This is a genomic window from Saccharothrix tamanrassetensis (genome assembly GCF_014203665.1).
In the GTDB taxonomy this organism is placed as follows: domain Bacteria; phylum Actinomycetota; class Actinomycetes; order Mycobacteriales; family Pseudonocardiaceae; genus Actinosynnema; species Actinosynnema tamanrassetense.
Window position 1 is genome coordinate 96,941 of record NZ_JACHJN010000004.1, and the last position, 20,669, is coordinate 117,609.

20 protein-coding genes and 1 pseudogene are annotated in these 20,669 nt (G+C 69.8%); 7 read left to right on the forward strand and 14 right to left on the reverse strand.

Annotated features, from left to right (window positions below):
- Positions 1-43: 43 nt before the first annotated feature.
- The gene (locus FHS29_RS13470) at positions 44-1,114 is read right to left on the reverse strand and encodes a DUF2332 domain-containing protein (protein WP_184690971.1); all 1,071 of its coding nucleotides are present in this window, start codon (positions 1,112-1,114) and stop codon (positions 44-46) included.
- A gap of 124 nt (positions 1,115-1,238) precedes the next feature.
- Positions 1,239-1,745, reverse strand: coding sequence for a MaoC family dehydratase (locus FHS29_RS13475; RefSeq protein WP_184690972.1), 507 nt, complete (start codon positions 1,743-1,745; stop codon positions 1,239-1,241).
- 297 nt (positions 1,746-2,042) lie between these two features.
- Between FHS29_RS13475 and corA the strand changes: the two genes are divergently transcribed.
- Positions 2,043-3,125, forward strand: a complete 1,083-nt coding sequence (corA, locus tag FHS29_RS13480; protein WP_184690973.1) for a magnesium/cobalt transporter CorA — start codon at positions 2,043-2,045, stop codon at positions 3,123-3,125.
- A 221-nt stretch (positions 3,126-3,346) separates the two neighbouring features.
- Here corA and FHS29_RS13485 read toward each other — a convergent pair whose 3' ends face one another.
- Positions 3,347-4,432: a DUF2332 domain-containing protein gene (locus tag FHS29_RS13485; RefSeq protein WP_184690974.1), complete on the reverse strand. Its 1,086-nt coding sequence runs from the start codon at positions 4,430-4,432 to the stop codon at positions 3,347-3,349.
- A 107-nt stretch (positions 4,433-4,539) separates the two neighbouring features.
- Between FHS29_RS13485 and FHS29_RS13490 the strand changes: the two are divergent.
- The 3 genes and pseudogenes from FHS29_RS13490 to FHS29_RS13500 all read left to right on the forward strand — a co-directional run.
- A pseudogene (locus FHS29_RS13490) lies at positions 4,540-5,181 on the forward strand (metallophosphoesterase family protein); the annotation flags it as partial.
- Positions 5,182-5,293: 112 nt separating this feature from the next.
- Positions 5,294-6,139: a ParB N-terminal domain-containing protein gene (locus tag FHS29_RS13495; protein WP_184690976.1), complete on the forward strand. Its 846-nt coding sequence runs from the start codon at positions 5,294-5,296 to the stop codon at positions 6,137-6,139.
- A 111-nt stretch (positions 6,140-6,250) separates the two neighbouring features.
- A complete protein-coding gene (locus tag FHS29_RS13500; RefSeq protein ID WP_184690977.1) occupies positions 6,251-7,387 on the forward strand; it encodes an FAD-dependent oxidoreductase in 1,137 nt (378 codons plus the stop codon).
- 123 nt (positions 7,388-7,510) lie between these two features.
- Here FHS29_RS13500 and FHS29_RS13505 read toward each other — a convergent pair whose 3' ends face one another.
- The 8 genes from FHS29_RS13505 to FHS29_RS13540 all read right to left on the reverse strand — a co-directional run bounded on the left by FHS29_RS13505 (position 7,511) and on the right by FHS29_RS13540 (position 16,798).
- On the reverse strand, positions 7,511-8,482 hold the full coding sequence (locus tag FHS29_RS13505; protein WP_184690978.1) for a hypothetical protein: 972 nt from the start codon (positions 8,480-8,482) through the stop codon (positions 7,511-7,513).
- 392 nt (positions 8,483-8,874) lie between these two features.
- Positions 8,875-9,762, reverse strand: a complete 888-nt coding sequence (locus FHS29_RS13510) for an SDR family NAD(P)-dependent oxidoreductase (protein WP_184690979.1) — start codon at positions 9,760-9,762, stop codon at positions 8,875-8,877.
- A gap of 247 nt (positions 9,763-10,009) precedes the next feature.
- Positions 10,010-11,194 carry an ABC transporter ATP-binding protein gene (locus FHS29_RS13515; protein WP_184690980.1) on the reverse strand — a complete coding sequence of 395 codons (1,185 nt, stop codon included), beginning with the start codon at positions 11,192-11,194 and terminating at the stop codon, positions 10,010-10,012.
- Between the two features lie 4 nt (positions 11,195-11,198).
- Entirely contained in the window at positions 11,199-12,044 is an 846-nt protein-coding gene (locus tag FHS29_RS13520) for a carbohydrate ABC transporter permease (protein ID WP_184690981.1), read from the reverse strand.
- Complete coding sequence (locus FHS29_RS13525; protein WP_312864905.1) at positions 12,044-12,997, reverse strand: carbohydrate ABC transporter permease; 954 nt, start codon at positions 12,995-12,997, stop codon at positions 12,044-12,046. Before FHS29_RS13525 ends, FHS29_RS13520 begins: the two co-directional genes overlap by 1 nt.
- Positions 12,994-14,241 carry an ABC transporter substrate-binding protein gene (locus FHS29_RS13530; RefSeq protein ID WP_184690982.1) on the reverse strand — a complete coding sequence of 416 codons (1,248 nt, stop codon included), beginning with the start codon at positions 14,239-14,241 and terminating at the stop codon, positions 12,994-12,996. Before FHS29_RS13530 ends, FHS29_RS13525 begins: the two co-directional genes overlap by 4 nt.
- Positions 14,242-14,606: 365 nt before the next feature.
- Positions 14,607-15,098, reverse strand: coding sequence for a general stress protein (locus tag FHS29_RS13535; protein WP_184691509.1), 492 nt, complete (start codon positions 15,096-15,098; stop codon positions 14,607-14,609).
- 503 nt (positions 15,099-15,601) lie between these two features.
- Entirely contained in the window at positions 15,602-16,798 is a 1,197-nt protein-coding gene (locus FHS29_RS13540; RefSeq protein WP_184690983.1) for an acyl-CoA dehydrogenase family protein, read from the reverse strand.
- 143 nt (positions 16,799-16,941) lie between these two features.
- On the opposite strand from FHS29_RS13540, the gene FHS29_RS13545 reads away from it, so the two are divergent.
- Positions 16,942-17,244 carry a DUF4190 domain-containing protein gene (locus tag FHS29_RS13545; protein WP_184690984.1) on the forward strand — a complete coding sequence of 101 codons (303 nt, stop codon included), beginning with the start codon at positions 16,942-16,944 and terminating at the stop codon, positions 17,242-17,244.
- Positions 17,245-17,255: 11 nt separating this feature from the next.
- Here the strand turns inward: FHS29_RS13545 and FHS29_RS13550 are convergent, their stop codons facing one another.
- The gene (locus FHS29_RS13550) at positions 17,256-17,426 is read right to left on the reverse strand and encodes a hypothetical protein (RefSeq protein WP_184690985.1); all 171 of its coding nucleotides are present in this window, start codon (positions 17,424-17,426) and stop codon (positions 17,256-17,258) included.
- A 108-nt stretch (positions 17,427-17,534) separates the two neighbouring features.
- Positions 17,535-18,494 carry an HpcH/HpaI aldolase/citrate lyase family protein gene (locus FHS29_RS13555; RefSeq protein ID WP_184690986.1) on the reverse strand — a complete coding sequence of 320 codons (960 nt, stop codon included), beginning with the start codon at positions 18,492-18,494 and terminating at the stop codon, positions 17,535-17,537.
- A gap of 113 nt (positions 18,495-18,607) precedes the next feature.
- Here FHS29_RS13555 and FHS29_RS13560 point away from each other — a divergent pair, with 113 nt between their 5' ends.
- Both FHS29_RS13560 and FHS29_RS13565 read left to right on the forward strand, forming a co-directional pair.
- Positions 18,608-18,943 (forward strand): hypothetical protein, encoded by a 336-nt coding sequence (locus FHS29_RS13560; RefSeq protein ID WP_312864906.1) that lies wholly within the window; start codon positions 18,608-18,610, stop codon positions 18,941-18,943.
- Positions 18,940-19,806: an aminoglycoside phosphotransferase family protein gene (locus FHS29_RS13565; RefSeq protein ID WP_184690987.1), complete on the forward strand. Its 867-nt coding sequence runs from the start codon at positions 18,940-18,942 to the stop codon at positions 19,804-19,806. The genes FHS29_RS13560 and FHS29_RS13565 overlap by 4 nt, the downstream gene beginning before the upstream one ends.
- On the opposite strand, the gene FHS29_RS13570 is transcribed toward FHS29_RS13565, so the two are convergent.
- A complete protein-coding gene (locus tag FHS29_RS13570) occupies positions 19,793-20,635 on the reverse strand; it encodes a PhzF family protein (RefSeq protein WP_184690988.1) in 843 nt (280 codons plus the stop codon). The genes FHS29_RS13565 and FHS29_RS13570 overlap by 14 nt on opposite strands.
- Positions 20,636-20,669 lie beyond the last annotated feature (34 nt).

A 20,669-nucleotide genomic window follows, 5' to 3' on the forward strand; every position in this document is an offset into this window, starting at 1 on the left:
CAAGCGGTGTCCCGAGTGATCGCGGGGCCGGATCGCGGGGCGTTCAGGGCAGCCAGACGAGCCGCTGGCCGTGCAGCGCCGTCTTGGCGAGCGCCTTGGCGGAGACCACCTCGCCGCCCTCGAACCGCACCAGTCCGAGCGTGGTCTCCTCGCCGTCGAGGTCGTCCCGGCCGGGCAGCACGTGCGCCAGGCCCTCCGCGTACGCCTCGTGACTCACCCACCACACCGGGCGATCCAACCCGCTCAGGGCACGCACGAAGTCCGCACCGGACACGTAGGACAACACGCTGCTGGTCAGCACCACCAGCGGCAGCTCGGCGGGCACCCGCGCGGCGGCCTCGGCCAGGTCGCCCACCGCGTCGCCGACCACGAACGCGGGCGGCGACTTGCGCTGCACGGTCGCGGCCACGCCGAACAGCCGCAGCCGCTCGGGCTGGTCCGCCCAGACGCAGGCCTCCAGCCACGCGTAGGTCTCCTCGTCGGTGAGGTCGGCGGGCGCGCGGTCCAGGCCGACCTTCGCCGCCACCTTGACCGCCTTGGGGATCCGGGGCAGCTCCGCTCCCGGCGCGAGCTCCAGCGCGCAGTGCAGCCCCAGCGCGGCCTTGGCCGGCCCGGCGACCAGCTGCCCCGCCTGCTCGGTCTGGTACCGGTAGCCGTACTGGTCCAGGCCCAGCAGCAGACCGGCCGAGCAACCCACCTCCAGCAGCCCGACCGGCCCCTTCACCAGTGCGATCGCCGGGTACAGCAGCGCGGCCCGGCGCACCTCGTTCGTCTGCGTGGACCGGGAGGAGATGAGCGCCCGCAGCTTCTCCGCCCGCTCCAGCACGAACGAGCGGAACAGCGGCCAGGTGTTCTCGTCCGCCCCGTACGTCCCGCCCAGCGACGGGTAGTAGTTCGACAGCCGGTGGAACGGCTCGGCCTGCACCAGCCGGTGCACCGCCGCCAGGAGCAGCGTCGGGTACGCGAAGTGCTCCGGCGCGGCGGTCAGCAGCTCCGCGACCTCCGGATCCTCGGCGGCGTGCGAAGCCAGGTGCTCGTAGAGCGGGGACACGCCGTGCGCCTCCCGCTGCGCGAACCCGGAAAGTCGTTGCCGCACCAGATCCAGAGACGTCACGTCACTCCCTCGTCCGCTTCGCTCGACCGTCGGTGTCCGATGCGCGGCCCGGCCGTCGGTTCCCAACTCGCGGCTCGGCCGTCGGTATCCGATCCGCGGCTCGGCCGTGTACCCGCTCCGCGGCTCAGCCGTAGGAAGGCTCGGGCCTGCCCGGCTGCTCGCCGCCACGGCTCTCGCCGTACGACCGCTTGGGCACCATCACCTTCCGCCGGAACACGCAGACGACCGTGCCGTCCTGCTTGTAGCCGCGGGTCTCCACGTAGACAACACCGCGGTCGTCCTTGGACTTCGACGGGGTCTTGTCGAGCACCTCGGTCTCACCGTAGATGGTGTCCCCGTGGAAGGTCGGCTTGATGTGCTTCAGCGACTCGACCTCCAGGTTCGCGATCGCCTTGCCCGACACGTCCGGCACGGACATGCCCAGCAGCAGCGAGTAGACGTAGTTGCCGACCACCACGTTCTTGCCGAAGTCGGTGGTCTCCGCCGCGTAGTGCGCGTCCAGGTGCAACGGGTGGTGGTTCATGGTGAGCAGGCAGAACAGGTGGTCGTCGTACTCGGTGACCGTCTTGCCAGGCCAGTGCTTGTAGACCGCGCCGACCTCGAACTCCTCGTAGTAACGCCCGAACTGCACCGCACGCCTCCGTTGGCTTCGTGATCGAGGGCTTGTGATCGAACACCCTCACGACCGGGACGACAGTGTGAACGCGGGAGGAGTACCCTCGGCAACTGGTCTGTGAGCGACTCCACCGCCACGGACGACCGACCCGAGGAGGTGAGGGCTACCGATGAGTAATGACCCCCATCCTGCGAGTACCTCGCGCGTCCTCCACGGAGGGTCGGCTTTCCACAGCTAGGCCCAGCGTTGTCCGGTCGGGGACGTGCCGTCGCCATTTGGTCTGCGAGTCGACGCCCCCTGTCTGGAGGACCCGTGCCCAGCTTGCCCTCGCTCGGCGGCCTGAGAGGCCGCGTGCCCGACCGCGACCGCACGTCGGTGCCGATCCCGGTGCCGCTGTCGGCGTACGTGGTCGACTGCGGCGTGTACGTCGACGGCGAGCGGCTCTCCGGTCGCTGGTCGCACACCGACGCCGTGAACGAGGTCCGCAGGCGCGGCGACGGGTTCGTCTGGATCGGCCTGCACGAGCCGGACGAGGAGCAGATCCAGGGCGTCGCGGACACCTTCGGGCTGCACGAGCTGGCGGTGGAGGACGCCGTGCACGCCCACCAGCGGCCCAAGCTTGAGCGTTACGACAACACGCTGTTCATGGTGCTCAAGACCGTGCGGTACGTGCAGAACGCGTCCCCGGACACGGCCAACGAGATCGTGGAGAGCGGCGAGATCATGGTCTTCCTGGGCCGGGACTTCGTGGTCACGGTCCGGCACGGCAACCACTCCGGCCTCGCCGCCGTCCGGCGCGAGCTGGAGGACGACGCCGAGAAGCTGCGCGTCGGCCCCGCCGCGGTGCTGTACTCGATCGCCGACCACGTGGTGGACAACTACCTCGAGGTGACCGACCACATCGAGGACGACATCGACCAGATGGAAGCGCTGGTGTTCGCGCCGCGCAGCCGGGTCAGCGCCGACCAGATCTACCTGATGAAGCGCGAGGTGCTGGAGCTGCGCCGCGCGGTGATGCCGCTGGCCGTGCCCCTGCGCCGGCTCGCCGAGGGCTACACGCCGCTCATCCCGGAGCAGGTGCGCTCCTACTTCCGCGACGTCGACGACCACCTCACCGAGGTGTCCGAGCGCGTGATCAACTTCGACGAGCTGCTGACCACGCTGGTGAACGCGACGCTGGCGAAGATCACGCTCCAGCAGAACTCGGACATGCGCAAGATCTCGGCCTGGGTGGCGATCATCTCGGTGCCGACCATGGTGGTCGGCGTCTACGGCATGAACTTCGACTACATGCCGGAGACGAACTGGAAGTACGGCTACCCCATGGTGATCACGGTCATCCTGATCGCCTGCCTGACGCTCTACCGAATATTCCGTCGGAACCGCTGGCTGTAGTCCTGAGTCCACCCCGACCCGACGGGATGTCCGACATGACCAGAATGCTGACCAACCTGCGCTTTTGGATCCTGGCCTTCCTCATCGGCTGGCTCGCCACGGTGACCCTGCTGATCGCGACCGGCCACTAGCGGGGAGCACCGACCGCGCTCGCGCCGACCGGACCGTCCGAAGTGGACGATGCCGGTCCGGCGGTGCCGCCGGTAGTCGGCGGGCCGGGATCAGTTCCAGGGCTGGGGATCCCAGGTGAACGGGACGCCGTGGCCCCCTCCGGAGCCGAGGCGCAGCGAGATGCCGCTCGGCCAGAGCTTGAGCAGGAGCTGGAACCGGTACCGGCCGTCCTCGTGGGCTCGCCGGGGTTCGAACACCAGCAGCGCCAGCGGTGCCATCGGGGTGGCCCGGGCGGCCGCGTCGGCCAGGATGGCGCGGCCCATCGCGCGGTCGGCCGGTGAGACGTACTGCCACACCACCGAGTGCCAGACGACGGTGAGCACGTCGCGTTCGGGGCGGGCCAGCTGGTCCGCCAGCCACTCCGGGCCGGTCGCCTGCTGCACCGGCACCGGGTCGAGCCGGGCCAGGTCGAGGGCGGCTTGCAGGCGTTCCCAGCGCCAGGTCTGGTCCGCCCAGATGAACGACGACAGGTGCAGCCGGCCGTCCTCGGTGGACACGTCGACGGGGTTGAGGTCGCAGCCCGCCCGGCGCACCAGGCGCAGGTTGTGCGAGAGGTCGACGGACGGGCAGCCGACCCACCCGGTGTCGAGCACGAACGGGCTGCTGCGGTCGCCGTACACCCGGTCGCCGGACCGGTAGGCGATGCGGTGCGGCCGCAGGTTCAGGCCACCGGACGCGCCGACCTCCAGCAGCCGCACCGGGAACGCGGTGCGCCTGCCCGCCATCCCCGCCGCCAGGTGGGTCGCGGTCTGCAGGCCGCCGAACAGCGGGGCGTTGCGGCCGGGCTCGTTGGTCTGCACGGCGGTCGAGTCGACCAGGGCCCGGAGGTCGTCGGTGTGCTCGTGCAGCACGGTCAGCGCGTCGTCCCAGAGCGTGTCCAGGTCCGGTCGGCCGCCGGCGGTCGGGTAGTGCTTCGCCAGGCCGGGCACCCGTCCTTCGAGCACCAGGCGGTGCAGTGCGCCGGCGAACCGCAGGCCGGGGACGGCGCCCTTGCGGTCGTACTCGGCGCCCGCCATCACCTGCGTGGTGATGCCGCCGCGCACCAGGTCGTCCGCCGCCGACACCAGCAGGGTGTGGGTGAGCGGACTGTGATCCCGGCAGCCGCGGGCCGCGTCGAGGAACAGCTCGGCGAGCACACCTCGGGACGCTAGTCGAATTCGGCCGTGCGGCAGCAGGGCGAACCCGCATTTCACCCTTTCACTGGCGGCGTGTCACCCGCGGCCGACGGGCTTAGGCTCGATGGATGCCGAAGGTGCTCGCGGTGGCGGACGAGGTGGTCGAGCAGCTGTGGACCGAACAGGTGCGCCGGCACGACGTGGACCTGGTCGTCGCAGCGGGCGACCTGCCGTTCGACTACCTGGAGTTCCTGTCCTCGGCGCTGGACCTGCCGTGCGTGTTCGTGCCGGGCAACCACGACGTGGACCTGGCGGGGTACGCGAACGTGCGCGGGCTGTGGACGAAGGCGGGCATCCCGTCCCGGTGGCCCGGTCCGGCGGGCGGGGTGAACGCCGACGGGCGGGTGGTGGACGTGGCGGGCCTGCGGATCGCCGGACTGGGCGGGTCCGTCCGCTACAACGCCGGGCCGAACCAGTGGACGGAACGGCAGCAGGCGCGGCGGCTGCGCCGGGTGATGCGCCTGGCGGCGTGGCGGCGGCTGCGGGACGGCCACCAGGTGGACATCCTGCTGACCCACTCGCCGCCGCTGGACTGCGGCGACGAACCGGACCCGCCGCACCGGGGCTTCGCGTGCCTGCACGAGGGCGTGCGCAGGCTCCGCCCGCCGTTGATGCTGCACGGGCACATCCACCCGCACGGCGCGCCCAAGCCCGACCGGTGGCTGGACGGGACGCGGGTGGTCAACGTGGTGGGGTACAAGGTGCTCGACGTGCCGGGATCACGCTGGAACGGACCCGGGCCGGCCGAGCCGGGACGGGAACAGGAAGTCGAGCCGGGACGGGAACAGGAACGGGAACGGTCGGGAAGGAAGGAGGAAGGCGATGCGTCGTGACACGGGTTTCCCCGCCGCCGACGCGGAGAACGACTTCCTGCGCGCCCGCCGCGGGCAGGTGCTGTCCCGGTTGGCCGCGTGGCTGCGCCGGGAACCGGACGACGTGAACATCATGCTGCCGTTCCACGAGGTGGTGGAGGCGCTCGGGTACCTCGGCGAGCGGCGACTGGGGCTGCAGACCGTCCGGCTGGACTCGATCGTGGGCAGCGTCGACCGCACCCGCGATTTCGACCGCCGCTTCCGGCCCACCTCCGCGCGGGTGCGCGAGCGGTGGCAGCGGCTGGCGCTGGCGGCCCGCCGGGGCGAGGCCGTGCCGCCGATCGAGGTGTACCGGGTCGGTGACCTGCACTTCGTCCAGGACGGCCACCACCGCGTCTCGGTCGCCCACGCGCTCGGCCTGACCGTGATCGACGCCTACGTGACGGAGATCGTGACCCGCATCGACGCGCACGGCATCCGGCACCGGGGCGACCTGATCGTCAAGGACTACCGGAGGCTGTTCCTGGAACGGGTTCCGCTGTCCGGCGAGGCCCGCGCGGCGGTGCTGCTGTCCGACCCGTGGGACTACGCCGAACTGGGCGAGCACATCGAGGCGTGGGGCTTCCGCCTGATGCAGGACGAGGGCACCTTCCTGGACCGCCCGACGGTCGCGCTGCGCTGGTACCAGGAGGAGTACGTGCCGGTCGTCGGCATGTTGCGCCAGGCGGACCTGATCGACGACCGCACCGAGACCGAGGCCTACATGTGGGTCGCGGCGGAGCGCTACCGCCTGATCCGCACACACCGCTGGGACTCCGCCGTGATCGACACCATCCGCACGTCGCGCAGCAGCTAGACGACCTTGCCGACCTCTGGTCAACACTCGTTGGCCAACAGGCGTTGACAAGCGGTCGGGTACCACCTTACCTTCTAATTCAACGACCGTTGACTTCGAAGGGAGTTCCCGATGACCACGACCGACGTCCTGGTGGTCGGCGCCGGCCCGGCCGGGCTCGCCACCGCGACCGCGCTCGCGCAGTCCGGCACGGCGGTGACCGTGATCGACAGCCAGGACGAGGGCGCGAACACGTCCCGTGCGGCAGTCGTCCACGCCCGCACGTTGGAGGTGCTGAAGCCGTTGGGTGTCGCGGACGTCCTCGTCGGCGAGGGCATCCACGCCGGGCGCTTCACCATCCGCGATCGCGACCGGGTGCTGCTGCCGATCGGGTTCGGCGACCTGCCGACCGAGTACCCGTACACGCTGATGGTGTCCCAGGCGCGGACCGAGGCTGCTCTGCTCGCCCGGTTCACGGCTTCGGGTGGCACGGTCGTGCGGCCCAGGACGCTCACCGGGCTGGCGCAGGACGAGTCCGGCGTGACGGCGGAGCTGGACGACGGCTCGACCGTTCGCGCGGCCTACCTGGTCGGTGCGGACGGCATGCACAGCACCGTCCGCGACCGGACCGGCATCGGGTTCGAAGGCGGCACCTACGGCGAGTCGTTCAGCCTCGCCGACGTGCGGCTCAGCGGCGACGTGCCCGACGACGAGGTGATCCTGTACTTCTCGCCGGCGGGCATGGTGGTGGTCGCACCGCTGCCCGGCGGCGTGCACCGGATCGTCGCCACCGTGGACGAGGCTCCCGAGCACCCCACAGCCGACTTCGTCCAGCGGCTGCTGGACACCCGAGGGCCGGACCGGACTCGCGCACAAGTGCACGAGGTCCTCTGGGGTTCACGGTTCCGCGTGCACCACCGGGTGGCCACCGCCTACCGCAGCGGACGGGTGTTCCTCGCCGGGGACGCCGCCCACGTGCACTCCCCCGCCGGCGGGCAGGGCATGAACACCGGCATCCACGACGGCGTGCAGTTGGGCAACGCGCTGGCGGCGGCGTTGCGCGGGCACCCGCAGTCCCTCGACGACTACGAGACCGGCCGCAAGCCCGTCGCCGAGCAGGTGGTGGCGCTGGCCGACCGCCTGACCCGCCTGGCCACCGCGGACCGCCGGCTGCGCCCGATCCGCAACGTGGTCCTGAGCGCCCTCGGCAAGCTGCCGCCCGTGCGCCGGAACCTGGCCCTTCGCCTGTCGGGGTTGGTCTACCGCTGACCGTGCCGGACTCGGATCCGGCTCTGCCCGACCCAGGCCTGCCCGGCCCAGGCCTGCCCGGTCCGGGTCACGGTACCCCGGTGCCGCAGGGGGTGGCGTCACTGTTCGGTTGTGGGCATCGGCTTATCGCTGTCCCTCCAATCTGGGCAGTGGGCGCGCCTGGTCCATCACCCGGTCGGCATAGCTGTCCAGCAGGCGCGTGGCGACCTGCTGCGAGTACCCGAGGATCACCGCCCACAGCAGCAGCGCCGCCTGCGACGCCACCCCGATCAGCCCGGTCGTCACGCCCGCGCCGAGAGCGAGGATGCCGATCACCGCGAGCGCCGAGCCCAGCAGGATCTTGATCGTGGCCTGGTACCCGATCATCACGTACGGCGACAGGCTCGGCCGCCGCCGCAGCAGCAGGACGACCGCCGAGAGGATCGCGCCGAACGCGCCCAGCACCTGGATCAGCCACACGTCCGCCCCCGCCGCCGCCTTCCCCGAGGGGCACACCGTCGGCAGCCGCTCCGAGCCCACGCACATCGGGATCCAGCCGGGCTTCGCCAGGCCGACGATCCCCAGCAGGCTGTTGACCGCGAACAGCACCACCGACGCGGCGATCAGCTTGTTCCGCAGCGCCCGCGACCCGACGTGCGCGAAGTCGGACCGGTCGAACGAAGCGCGCAGCGCGTCGACCACCAGTTCCCGCTCCACCGCCAGCGGGAACTCGCCCGGCCGCAGCTCCTCCAGCGCGACCCGGCGCGGGTCGTCCTCGTCCAGGTTCTCGGCGACCCTCGCCCGCAGCCCGGGTAACCGGCCCAGGAAACCGCTGCCCGCCGCGACGACGGCGATCTCGGCCTCGTGCAGCGACCGCCACGCCCGCTCGATGTGCCAGCCCGACCACCACGACGCCACCGTCCGCCACCAGGGCTCCCCGCGGGTGATCATGTCCTCCACCACGGCCGCCTCCTGCACGGCCACCGCGCGCCACTGCGAGCTCTCCGGGTCGAGCGGGTCGGGTGGGCCGAGTGCGGCCAGGTCCGCCCGGACGCGATCCAGCCGCGACTGGACCACCAGTCGCCAATCGGTGAGCCTCGGTTCGCGTACGCCCATGGAAATGATGGTGGCAGGGGGGTATGACAATTTTGCGATCACCCATTTGAGTGATCGCGCGAAAAGCGCTGACGGAAGTCGGCCGCGGAGCCGGGTGGACGGGCCTCTGGGAGGTGGGGCCGGAAGGCCTGACGAGGGCAGGGGCGTACGGCCTGCCAGGCGGTTTCCGGTGGCAGCCGGTTCCCGCCGACGTGTGGCGTGATGGGGACGGAGGTGTGCGGCGCAATCGGGGAAACGAAAACTCCGACCGCACCCCTCAGGCGGTCGGAGTCGTCAACCGGAGCAATCAGGCGGAGCAATCAGGCGGAGTAATCAAGCGGAGCAGTCAGGGCGGAGTCGTCTGGAGGGAAGTGTCGCCCAGGGGTGTCGGCAACACTTCCCGTGCAGCCGCCTCAGGCCGTCTGGCCCGGCTCCACCAGTTCGCGCAGCCTCGGTGGCATGCGCTTCTCCAGCCCGAACGGTTCCAGGTGGGCTTGGAGGACGCCGTCGAAGACGCGTTTCACCGAGGTGGTGTCCCAGGTGTCGCTCTCCAGGACGGGCTGCTTGAAGTAGGGGTGGCCGACCAGGTGCAGCTGCCGCCCGTTGCACCGGACGATCTGGCCGGTGATGCCCTCGGCGTCGTCGCTGAGCAGGAACAGCACCAGCGGCGCGACCTTGCCGGGGGTGCGGTCGGCGGGGATCGCCCGCAGTGACCGCTCGGACTTCCACACCATCCGGGTGTGGGCGACCGGGCAGACCGCGTTGACCCGGATGTTCTCGGTTTCCAGGTCCAGTGCCCAGGACGTGCTCAACGACGCCACCGCACCCTTGGTCGCCGCATAGGTCGCCAGTTTGCGCTGCCCGAAGAACGCGCCCGACGAAATGTTCACGATGGAACCGCCGCCCTGTTCGCGCATCACGCGCATGGCCGCGATCCCGGTGTATATGACACCCAGGAGGTTGACTTCGACCGTCCGGCGCACCGAATCCGGGTCGTCCTCCCAGGGCAGCGTCTCGTAGTTCAGCCCGGCGTTGTTCACCAAGCCGTCCAGTCGGCCGAACTCGGTCAGGCACATTCCGACGATCTTCTCCGCCTCGGTCGGATCGGTGACCGTGTGCGTGCTGGCCACCGCCCGTCCGCCGTACCCCCGGATGTGCTCGGCGACCTGTTCCGCCAGGTCGGCGTCCACATCGTTGACCACCACCGCGGCACCGGCCTGCGCCGCGTGCATCGCGTAGGCTTCGCCCAACCCGCGTCCCGCACCGGTGATCACGACTGCTTTTCCGTCAAGAATCCCCATCGCGCGCTCTCTTCTGTGCTCGGCGGTCTCCCCTGCCCCGACGCCGTTGATCGGGGTTATCCCCGCCTTCGACCAGGGTGGGGACGGACCGGAGCGAAAGCCGTACGAAAGCGGCGAACTGCGCCTTTGCTGCGCTGAATGGCCCATGGAGTTCGTCCCGGCCGATGGTCCCGGCTGGTCAGTAACTCCCAGTGACGTCCCGCCGAATGGGGGCCATCCGAGCACGTCGGATGGCCCCCGGAGCCGCTCAATCCCCGGAATACGTGAGGTTCCGTCCGGTGTGCGGGTCGAACAGCTGCACCTTGTCGGCGTCGAACCAGATCTCGGCCTGCTCGCCCTCGGTGGCGGTGGAGGCCGCGGACAGCCTGGTCACCAGCGACACGCCCTCGCCGGGCACGTCGGCCGAGCCCGCGTCGGCGGCCAGTTCGGCGAGTTCCGCCGACGTGGCCTGTTCACCCGACAGGCTGAAGTACGCGAACTTGTCCGAGCCCATGGACTCCAGCACGTCCACGTGGCTGGTGAACGTGACCCCGTGGGACTGCGCGGACTCGTCGACCAGCCGGGCGTCCTCGAAGTGCTCGGGCCGCAACCCCATGATCACCTCGCGGGGCGCGTCCGCGCCTTCCAGCAGCCCGCGCACCCGGTCGGTGAGCGGCACGTCGCCCAACGGCGAGCGCAGCGTCCCGTTCTCCAGCCCGGCGGGCACGAAGTTCATCGACGGCGAGCCGATGAACCCCGCCACGAACAGGTTCGCGGGGTGGTCGTACAGGTACTGCGGCGCGCCCATCTGCTGCACCGCGCCACCGCGCATCACCACGACCCGGTCGCCGAGGGTCATCGCCTCGGTCTGGTCGTGCGTCACGTACACGGTGGTGGTGCCGAGCTGCTTCTGCAGCCGGGACACCGAGGTGCGCATCTGCACGCGCAGCTTGGCGTCCAGGTTGGACAGCGGCTCGTCCATCAGGAACGCCTTGGGGCTGCGCACGATCGCCCGCCCCATCGCCACCCGCTGCCGCTGGCCACCGGACAGGTTGGACGGCTTGCGGTCCAGGTGCTGGGTGAGGTCGAGGATCTCCGCCGCGTCCCGGACCTTCTTCTCCACCGTCGCGTCGTCCACCTTCGCCAGCCGCAGCGGGAAGGCCATGTTCTCCTTCACCGTCATGTGCGGGTACAGCGCGTAGGACTGGAACACCATCGCGATGTCCCGGTCCTTGGGCGCGCGCTCGTTGACGCGTTCGCCACCGATGCGCAGTTCGCCGGAGGTGATGTCCTCCAGCCCGGCGATCATGTTCAGCGTCGTGGACTTCCCGCAGCCCGACGGGCCGACCAGGATGATGAACTCGCCGTCGGCGATGTCGATGTCCACGTCCCGCACGGCCACTGCGCCATCGGGGTACTGCTTGCTCACCTTGTCCAGCACGATCTCGGCCATTGCTTCACCCCTTGACGGCGCCGGAGGTCAACCCGGCGACGATCCGACGCTGGAAGAACAACACGAACAGGATGATCGGGATGGTGATCACCACGGCGGCCGCGGCGATCGACCCGGTCGGGTCCTCGAACTGGGAGCTGCCGGTGAAGAACGACAGCGCCACCGGGACCGTGCGCGAGTTCTCGGTGGAGGTCAGCGAGATCGCGAACAGGAAGTCGTTCCAGCAGAAGATGAACACCAGGATGGCCGTGGTGAACACGCCCGGCGCGGCCAGCGGCGCGATGACCCGGCGGAACGCCTGACCGGGCGTCGCACCGTCCATCTTGGCCGCCTTCTCCAGCTCCCACGGGATCTCCCGGAAGAACGCCGACAGCGTGTAGATCGCCAGCGGCAGCCCGAAGGTGATGTACGGCAGGATCAGGCCCGGCCAGGTGTCGAACAGCCCGAGCGTCCGCTCGATCTCGAACAGCGGCGAGATCAGCGAGATCTGCGGGAACATCGACACCAGCAGGGAGATCCCGACCAGCACCCGCTTGCCCGGGAAGTCCAGCCGGGCGATCGCGTACGCGGCCATCGTGCCGAACACCACCGCGATGACGGTGGCGATGATCGCGATGCCGATCGAGTTCACCAGCGCCCGCACGAACTCCGTGGTGGAGAAGATCGCCGTGTAGTTCTCCAGCGTCCACTCGCGCGGGATGAAGTTGCCGTCCGCGAGGGTGGCCTTGGACTTGAACGACAGCGACACGATCCACAGCACGGGGAACAGCGCGTAGGCCACGACCAGGACGTTGAGCACCGCCCAGCGGGCTTTGCGGCCCGTCGTCTCGGCGCCACCGATGCCCGCCATCAGCGCCTCCCCCCGTTGTCGCTGCCGGGGGCAGCGGTGCCGAACAGCTTGATGAAGATGAACGCGATCACGGCCACCGCGATGAAGATCAGCACCGACATGGTGGAGCCGATGCCCAGGTTGAGGCCCTTGATCAGGTTGTTGTAGGTCACCATCGACACCGATGTGGTGCCCTGCGAGCCGCCGGTCAGCACGAACAGGTTGTCGAAGATGCGGAACGCGTCGAGCGTGCGGAACAGCAGCGCCACCAGGATCGCCGGCTTCATCACCGGCACCATGACCTTGGTGAACCGCTGCCACGCGTTCGCGCCGTCCATCGCCGCCGCCTTGAGCAGGTCGTCCGGCACCAGCGCCAGACCCGCCATCAGCAGCAGCGCCATGAACGGCGTGGTCTTCCAGATCTCGGCCAGGACGACCACCAGCAGCGCCGGGATCTTCTGGGTGAGCACGGGCTCGCCGCCCGCGATCGTCTCGGCCAGGTAGCCGGTGCCGGGCGTCCACGCGTACCGCCAGGAGAACGCGGCGACGACGGTGACGATGCCGTACGGGATGAGCGTCGACGTGCGGACGATGCCGCGCCCGACCAGCGTGCGGTGCATGACCAGGGCCAGCACCATGCCCAGCACCAACTCGATCACCACGGACACCACGGTGATCACGACGGTGATCCACATGGCGTTCCACCAGTACGGGCTGGACAGCACGGTGACGTAGTTGTCCAGGCCGACGAACTCCTGCCGGTCCGGGAACTTCAAGTCGTAGCGCTGCAGGGACAGCCAGACCGAGTAGATGATCGGCCAGCCCGCGACGGCCGCCATCACGATGACCGCCGGTGCGCAGAGGAGCAGCCCCAGGCGGCGCTCGGCCTTCTTGCCCTCGCTGATGGCGGCCTTGGCCTTGGCGTCCCGCTTCGGCGGGGGCGTCCCGGTCTCCTGTGTGACCGCGTGGCTCACGGCAGCACCCCCTTCGAGTCGAGCGCGTCCTGGAGTTCCTCGCGCAGCCGGTCGGCGGTCGCTCGGGGGTCGATGTTCGCGGGCGGCGACAGGATCGTGGAGATCACGGTCGAGACGTTCTGGTACGCCGGGGTGCGCGGGCGGACGCTCGCGTTCTTGAGCGTCTCCAGGATCGCTTCCTTCATCGGGTACGGCTTGGCCATCTCCGGGTCGTCGTAGACCGACTCGATGGTCGGCGGCACGCCGTCGTTGATGGCCGCGAACTTCTGGCTCTCCGCGCTGCGCAGGCAGCTCACCGCGTCGAACGACTGCTCGGAGTGCGTGGTGAACGAGCTGACCGCGTAGTTGAGGCCGCCGACGGTGACCTTGGCGTCGCTGCCGTCGATCGACGGGTAGGGCGCCCACTTGAAGTTCGCCGCGAACTCCGGCTTCTTCTGCGCCGCCGCGTAGACGAAGGGCCAGTTGAGCATGAACGCGGCCTTGCCGCCCTCCATGGCCAGTCGCGCGTCGTCCTCGGCGAAGTTCGAGAAGGACGGGTCGACCACGTCGGACGTGGCGAACTTCTTCAACACCTCCAAGGCTTTGACGGCTTTGTCGTCGACCACGGCCTTGGTGCCGTTCTCGTCGAGGATCGTGCCGCCGGCGGAGTTGACCAGGGTGTTGAAGAGCACGACCAGGCCCTCGTACTGCTTGCCCTGCGCTTCGACCAGGCCGGGTTTGCCCTGCTTCTTGAGCTGGGAGCCGAGTTCGATCATCTCGTCCCAGGTCTTCGGCGGGGTCGGCACCAGGTCGCTGCGGTACCAGAGGAGCTGGACGTTGGTGTTGTCCGGAGCACCGTAGAGCTTGCCCTCGTACCGGGCGGTGTCCAGCGGTGTCTCCAGCGTGCCGTTCTCGACCTGCGACTTGGCGGAGCCGGTGAACTCCTTGATCCAGCCGGCCTTGGCCAGCTCGGCCGTCCACGTCACGTCGAGCGCCATGACGTCCATGCCGGTGTCCTCGGCGGCCAGTCGGCGGACCAGCTGCTCCCGCTGCCCGTCCGCCTCCCGGGGCAGCTTGTGGTAGACGATCCGGTACCCGTCGGCCTCGTCGTTGCACCGGTCGACGATCTTCTGGAAGCTCTCCTGCGGGTACTTGTAGACGTTGATGGTGATCCCGCCGTCACCCGAACCACAACCCGCCAACACGGACGTCGCGACCAGCGCGGCGCTCCCGGCGGCGGCCAACCGATGACCTGCGCCCTTCATCGGCCCTGCCTCCCTTCCCGACAACGGAGGAGCCAGACCGCAGCGCCCGGCACCTCGTCGTGCCCCACCGGTGGCCGTGGGCCGACCGGTGGAACGAACCTAGGCCCGGTGATCAGGTGCCGCAACCACCGGAGCCCGGAACGGCTCTACCCGGTGATCACCGTGGTGAAACCTTCGAGTGTGGGGAAGGTGTGCGGATCGTGCCGGCGCGCGGTGGTTCGGGGTGGGTCGGGGTGGGCGGTGTGGGGCGGGCTGGTGTGGGGATGGCGCCCGTGGGTGGTGCGGGGTGGGTGGTGCGGGGTGGGTGGTGCGGGGTGGGTGGTGCGGGGTGGGTGGTGGGTTGGGGTCAGGTCTTCGGAGGGGATTCAGTCCTTCGGGGCGTCGGCGGGGCGCATGGCGAGCTTCGCCAGGAGGTCGCGGCCCCGTTCGGCGTTGCGCGGCTGGCACAGCACGTCGTACCGGCCGGCGACCAGTTGGCTGGCCGACTGGAAGTCCCGCTTGCCGCGCGCCGAGCCGTACCCGACGGCCGCGAAGATCAGGCCGAACGCGATACCGACGACCAGGCCGACCAGGATGGGGCCGAAGCTGGTGCCCGTGTTGGTGTTGAACAGGGAGAGCAGGACGCCCACGAACAGGCCGAACCACGCACCCGACGCGGCTCCGGTGCCCAGGACCCGACCCCAGGTGAGGCGGCCGGTGACGCGTTCGACGAGCATCAGGTCGACGCCGACGATGGTCACCTCCTGGACGGGGAAATCGCCGTCGGCGAGGAAGTCGACGGCGCGCTGCGCCTCCTCGTAGGTGCCGTACGACCCGATCGGCCACCCGGTGGGTGGCGTGGGCAGGCGTGGAGGCATGCCGGGTCGGTTCTGGCCGGAGAAGGAACTCGTCACGGAGACCACCTCTTCTGCTGATCACCCCCATCCTGCCAACAGGGGGCGAACGGCGCGAAACGGGTAACGCGGAATCTAACGCTTCCGTGACCTCGGTCGGCGGATGTGAGGGGTGAGGGTGGAGTGGAGGGTGGAGTGAAGAGCGTAAAAGCGTCCTCGCCGGACGGGCAGACCGCCAAGGATGGGGGCAAAGCTCTTCGAGCTTTGGAGGTGGGGTCTGCGTGTCATCCCCGTATGGCCTGGTCGGAGACAACCACATGCGTCAAGGGCAGATCGTGAGGGTGTGCTCGGTGGTCGCGTGTCCGATCTGCCCTTGACACATGCGGTTCGCTGGCGCGCAGGCCATACGGGGATGACACGCAGCAGCAGGAGTGTGCGCGTGCGCGCAGCCGAACCTCAGGTGTGCGCGGGGCGCGCAGGCCAGGAGCAGGGGTGCGCGTGGCGTACAGCCCGTGAGCAGGTGTGGGCTAGCCGCGGGACTGGTAGTCGCGGAGCAGGCCTCGGCTGATGATGGTCTTCTGGATCTCGCTGGTGCCTTCGCCGATGAGGAGGAAGGGGGCCTCGCGCATCAGGCGTTCGATCTCGTACTCCTTCGAGTAGCCGTAACCGCCGTGGATGCGGAAGGCTTCCTGGGTCACTTCGGCGCAGTACTCGGAGGCGATGAGCTTGGCCATGCCGGCTTCGACGTCGTTGCGGGCGCCGGAGTCCTTCAGGCGGGCCGCGTTGACCATCATCAGGTGGGCCGCTTCGACCTTGGTGGCCATCTCCGCCAGCTTGAACGCGATGGCCTGGTGCTCGGCGATGGCCTTGCCGAACGTCCGCCGCTGCTGGGCGTACTCGATGGCCAGTTCGAACGACCTCAGCGCGATGCCGCACGCCCTGGCCGCCACGTTGACCCGGCCCACCTCGACGCCGTCCATCATGTGCCGGAAGCCCTGGCCGGCGGTGCCGCCGAGGATCTGGTCGGCGGCGATCTCGAAGCCGTCGAACACCATCTCGGTCGTGTCGACGCCCTTGTAGCCCATCTTGTCGATCTTGCCCGGGATGGTCAGGCCGGGCAGCACCTCGCCGTAGCCCTCGGGCTTCTCGACCAGGAACGTGGTCAGGTTCTGGTGCGGCTTCTCGGCACCCTCGTCGGTCTTCACCAGGACCGCGGTCAGGTTGGACGTGCCGCCGTTGGTCAGCCACATCTTCTGGCCGTTGACGACGTAGCCACCGTCGGACTTCGTCGCCCTCGTCCGGATGGCGGCCACGTCGGAGCCGAGCTCGGGTTCCGACATCGAGAACGAGCCGCGCACCTCACCGGTCGCCATGCGCGGCAGGTACTTCTGCTTCTGCTCGGGCGTGCCGTGCTGCTTGAGCATGTGCGCCACGATGAAGTGGGTGTTGATCACGCCGGACACGGACATCCAGCCGCGGGCGATCTGCTCGACGACGAGCGCGTAGGTCAGCAGCGACTCGCCGAGCCCGCCGAACTCCTCGGGGATGGTGAGCCCGAACAGGCCCATCTCCTTCATGCCCTCGACGATGTCCGCCGGGTACTCGTCGGCGTGTTCCAGGGTCTGGGCGTGCGGGATGATCTCCTTGTCCACGAAGGTGCGGACCGTGGAGAGGATCTCCTCCTGGATATCGGTGAGTCCAGCGGTCTGGGCCAGGCGCGCCATCGCACTCAATCCCTTCGTAGCTCCGGGTTACCGGCGAGTATGGACCGGTTAACGCGCGTTCGCGTCCCCAGAGTGCTCATCGCCACGCGGCTGAACCGAAACAGCGGATAGCGTGTGCCCCCACGGTCGAGAGGGGCACCCGGATGAGCTACCACCAGCAGGGCGGCTACTACCCGCCACCGCCCAGACCCACCAACGGACTGGCCATCGCCGCGCTGGTGTGCGCGTTCGTCTTCGCCCCCGCCGCCATCGTGCTCGGGATCGTCGCCCGCAACCAGATCAAGCAAACCGGTGAGGAGGGACGGGGGCTGGCCACCGCGGGACTCGTGCTGGGCACCATCTTCACCGTGTTGACCGTGATCGGGGTCGTGCTGTGGGTGGCCATGGTGTTCTGGCTGGTGAAGAACGGCAACGAGCTGACGCCGTCGATGACCTTCACGCGCTGACGAGGGCCCGGTCAGGAAGCGAACTGCTCCAAAGGCCCACCGCAGTGGCGGCAGACGTCGGCGAACACGTGGACTTCGGCCGAGCAGCCCGGACAGCTGCGGAAGCTGCGTTCCAGCAGGTCGTCAGCGGGGCGGCGGCGGAACAGGCGTATCCGGGGCCTCGCGTTACGGGAACGTGACATGGGGACCACCATGCACACGCGCCACCCCTTGATCGCCAATCGCAGGGGGGCTTTGTGTGAATGCTCACCGGTGAGACCACCACCGGGTGGCCTCACCGGCACCGTGGGTCACTGCTCGGGCGGGGTCCAGACGTCGGTGCGGGACATGCCCGCCGCCCGGCCCTTGGACGAGATGACCAGCGCCATCTTGCGCGACGCCTCGTCGATCATCTCGTCGCCGAGCATCACCGCGCCGCGCTTCCCGCCCGCCTCGGACGTGAAGTAGTCGTACGCGTCGAGGATGTTCTCGGCGTGGTCGTAGTCCTCCTGCTTGGGGCTGTACACCTCGTTCGCCGCGTCGATCTGGCCGGGGTGCAGCACCCACTTGCCGTCGAAGCCGAGGGCCGCCGAACGGCCGGCCACCCGCTTGAACCCGTCCACGTCGCGGATCTGGAGGTACGGGCCGTCGATGGCCTGCTTGTCGTGCGCACGCGCGGCCATCAGGATCTGCATCAGGATGTAGTGGTAGGCGTCGCCGACGTCGTAGCCGGGCGGCTGCTCGCCCACCACCAGGGACTTCATGTTGATCGACGCCATGAAGTCGGCCGGGCCGAAGATGATGGTCTCCACGCGGGGCGACGCGGTGGCGATCGCGTTGACGTTGGTCAGGCCCAGCGCGTTCTCGATCTGCGCCTCGATGCCGATCCTGCCGACCTCGTAGCCCATGGTCTTCTCGATCTGGGTGAGCAGCAGGTCCAGCGCGTGCACCTGCTCCGCGGTCTGCACCTTGGGCAGCATGACGCAGTCCAGGTTCGCGCCGGCCCCCTCCACGACCTCGGTGACGTCGCGGTAGGTCCACTCGGTGGTCCAGTCGTTGACGCGGACGACGCGCGCCCTGTCACCCCAGCCGCCCTCGTTGAGCGAAGCCACGATGGTCTTGCGCGCGCCCGGCTTGGCCAGCGGCGCGCAGGCGTCCTCCAGGTCCAGGAAGACCTGGTCCGCGGGCAGCGTGCGAGCCTTGTCGATCATCTTCTGGCTCGATCCGGGCACGGCCAGACACGAGCGACGGGGACGCTGCTGGTCGACCACTGGGGTACCTCCTCGTACCGGCCGGTAACTCCTGTTGTGCGAAGGGTGGCACGCGGGGTGGTCGGCCGCTATTTCGTGAGTCCCGATTCACAGGGTCGTGGCAGGCTGAACCGGTGGAGATCACCCGCGTGCTGGACAACGCGCTGCGCAAGGCCGCCGCCGTGTGGGTCGCCCCGGACGGGCACGGGCCCCGGCTGGTGTGGGCGCTGTGGCGGGAGGGGACCGTGCTGGTCGCGGTCGGCGGAACGGAGCAGGAGGTGCCGGGCCTGGTGGACGGTGCGCGGTGCGTGCTGACCGTGCGCTCGCCGTCGACGCACTCGCACCTGGCCGACGTCACGACCACCGCCCGCCTGGCCGAGGTGGACGAGGAGACCGCGGCGGCGCTGCGGTCCGCGCGGCTGAACACCACGCCGCAGTGGGAATCGGTCTACCGCTTGGAGTTCGCGTGATCACCGTGCCGGCCGACTTCGCCGTCGACCTGGGCGAGGAGGCGCTCGCGTGGCGGGAGACCCTGCCGGCCCTGGCGACGAAGTTCTGCGCGCGCTGGGGCCTGGCGCCGGACGGCGACCTGCTGAACGGCTACGTCGCCGTCGTGCTGCCGGTGCGACGGGCCGACGGGCACCCGGCCGTGCTGAAGCTGACCTGGCTGGACACCGAGACCCGGCAGGAACCGCTGGCGCTCAAGGCGTGGGACGGCAACGGTGTGGTGCGGCTGCTGGAGAACGACGACGAGCACGGTGCGCTGCTGCTGGAGAGGCTGGACCACACGCGGTCGTTGCTGGACACGTCGATGGAGGAGGCGCTGGAGGTCACCGGCGGGCTGCTGCGGCGGCTGCGACTGCCCGCGGGGCCGGAGTTCCGGCGGGTGGAGGTGGAGGGGCTGGCCGAGGAGAACGCGGCGTTGGGCGAGCCGGTGCCCGACCGCTTCGTCCGACTGGCCGACGAGTTGGGCCGCGAACTCGCCGCGAGCGCGGGGGACACGCTGGTCAACGAGGACCTGCACTACGCCAACGTGTTGCGGGGCGACCGTGAGCCGTGGCTGATGATCGACCCCAAGCCGCTCGGCGGGGACCGCGAGTTCGGGGTGATCCCGCTGCTGTGGAACCGCGCGCGAGAGCTGGACGGGGCGAAGGGCCTGCTGGACCGGTTCGCGGCGCTGTGCGACATCGGCGAGCTGGACGTCGAGCGAGCGCGGCGGTGGACCGTGTACCGGGCGGTGGACAACTGGTTGTGGTGCACGGACGCGGAGCGGTTCGAGGCGGCGGCGGTGTGCGAGGCCGTGGCGCGGACGTTGAGCGCTAAGGGAGTCTGATCCTGCCCTCGGCCACCTGCACCACTCGGCCGCTGACCGTGACGCGTGTGGCCACGCCGCCCACCGCGGTGACCTTGCAGTCCAGAGTGGACGGTCGGCCGAGTTCCCCGCCTTGGTGGACGGTGTAGTCGTGCCCGCCTTCGGGCGGGAGCAGACCTCGGTCGACCAGCCACACGCCGAGTGCGAGTGCGGCGGACCCGGTGGCCGGGTCCTCACCGCCGGTGGCGCGGAGCATCCGGACGTGGGCGACGCCCGCGGTGAAGCACACCGGGACCAGGCCGCGGGTGGTGACGACCGTCGTCAGGTCGACGCGCGGACGGGCCCGGGCGACGGCGTCCTCGCGGACCGGGAGGAACGTGAAGTCCAGGCCCGCGCCGGCCACACCCGCCTCGGCGTGTCCGTCCACATCGGACAGGAACAGGCCCAGCGCGTTGAGGAGGGGCGCGGGGTCGAGGTAGTCGCCGACGGTCGGGACGTCGCCGGAGAAGGTGGCGCGGTCGGTCTCGACGGTGACCCGGTGCAGGCCGCGGGCGGTCTGCTGGACGACCTCGCCGAGCGGCAGGGCGCCGGTCCTGCCGAGCAGCCAGGCGGTGCCGATGCTGGGGTGCCCGGCGAACGGCATCTCGCCGAACGGCGAGAAGATGCGCAGCCGGTAGTCCGCGGCGGGGTCGGTGGGCGGCAGCGGGAAGGCCGTCTCCGAGTAGCCGAACTCGCGGGCGATGGCCTGGAGCTGTGCGTCGGTCAGGTCCTCGCAGCCGTGCACGACGGCCAGCTGGTTGCCCGCGAAGGCCCGGTCGGTGAACACGTCCACCACGTCGTAGCTGCGCACGGCACCGACCCTAGACCTGCCAGGTCCCGGCCGG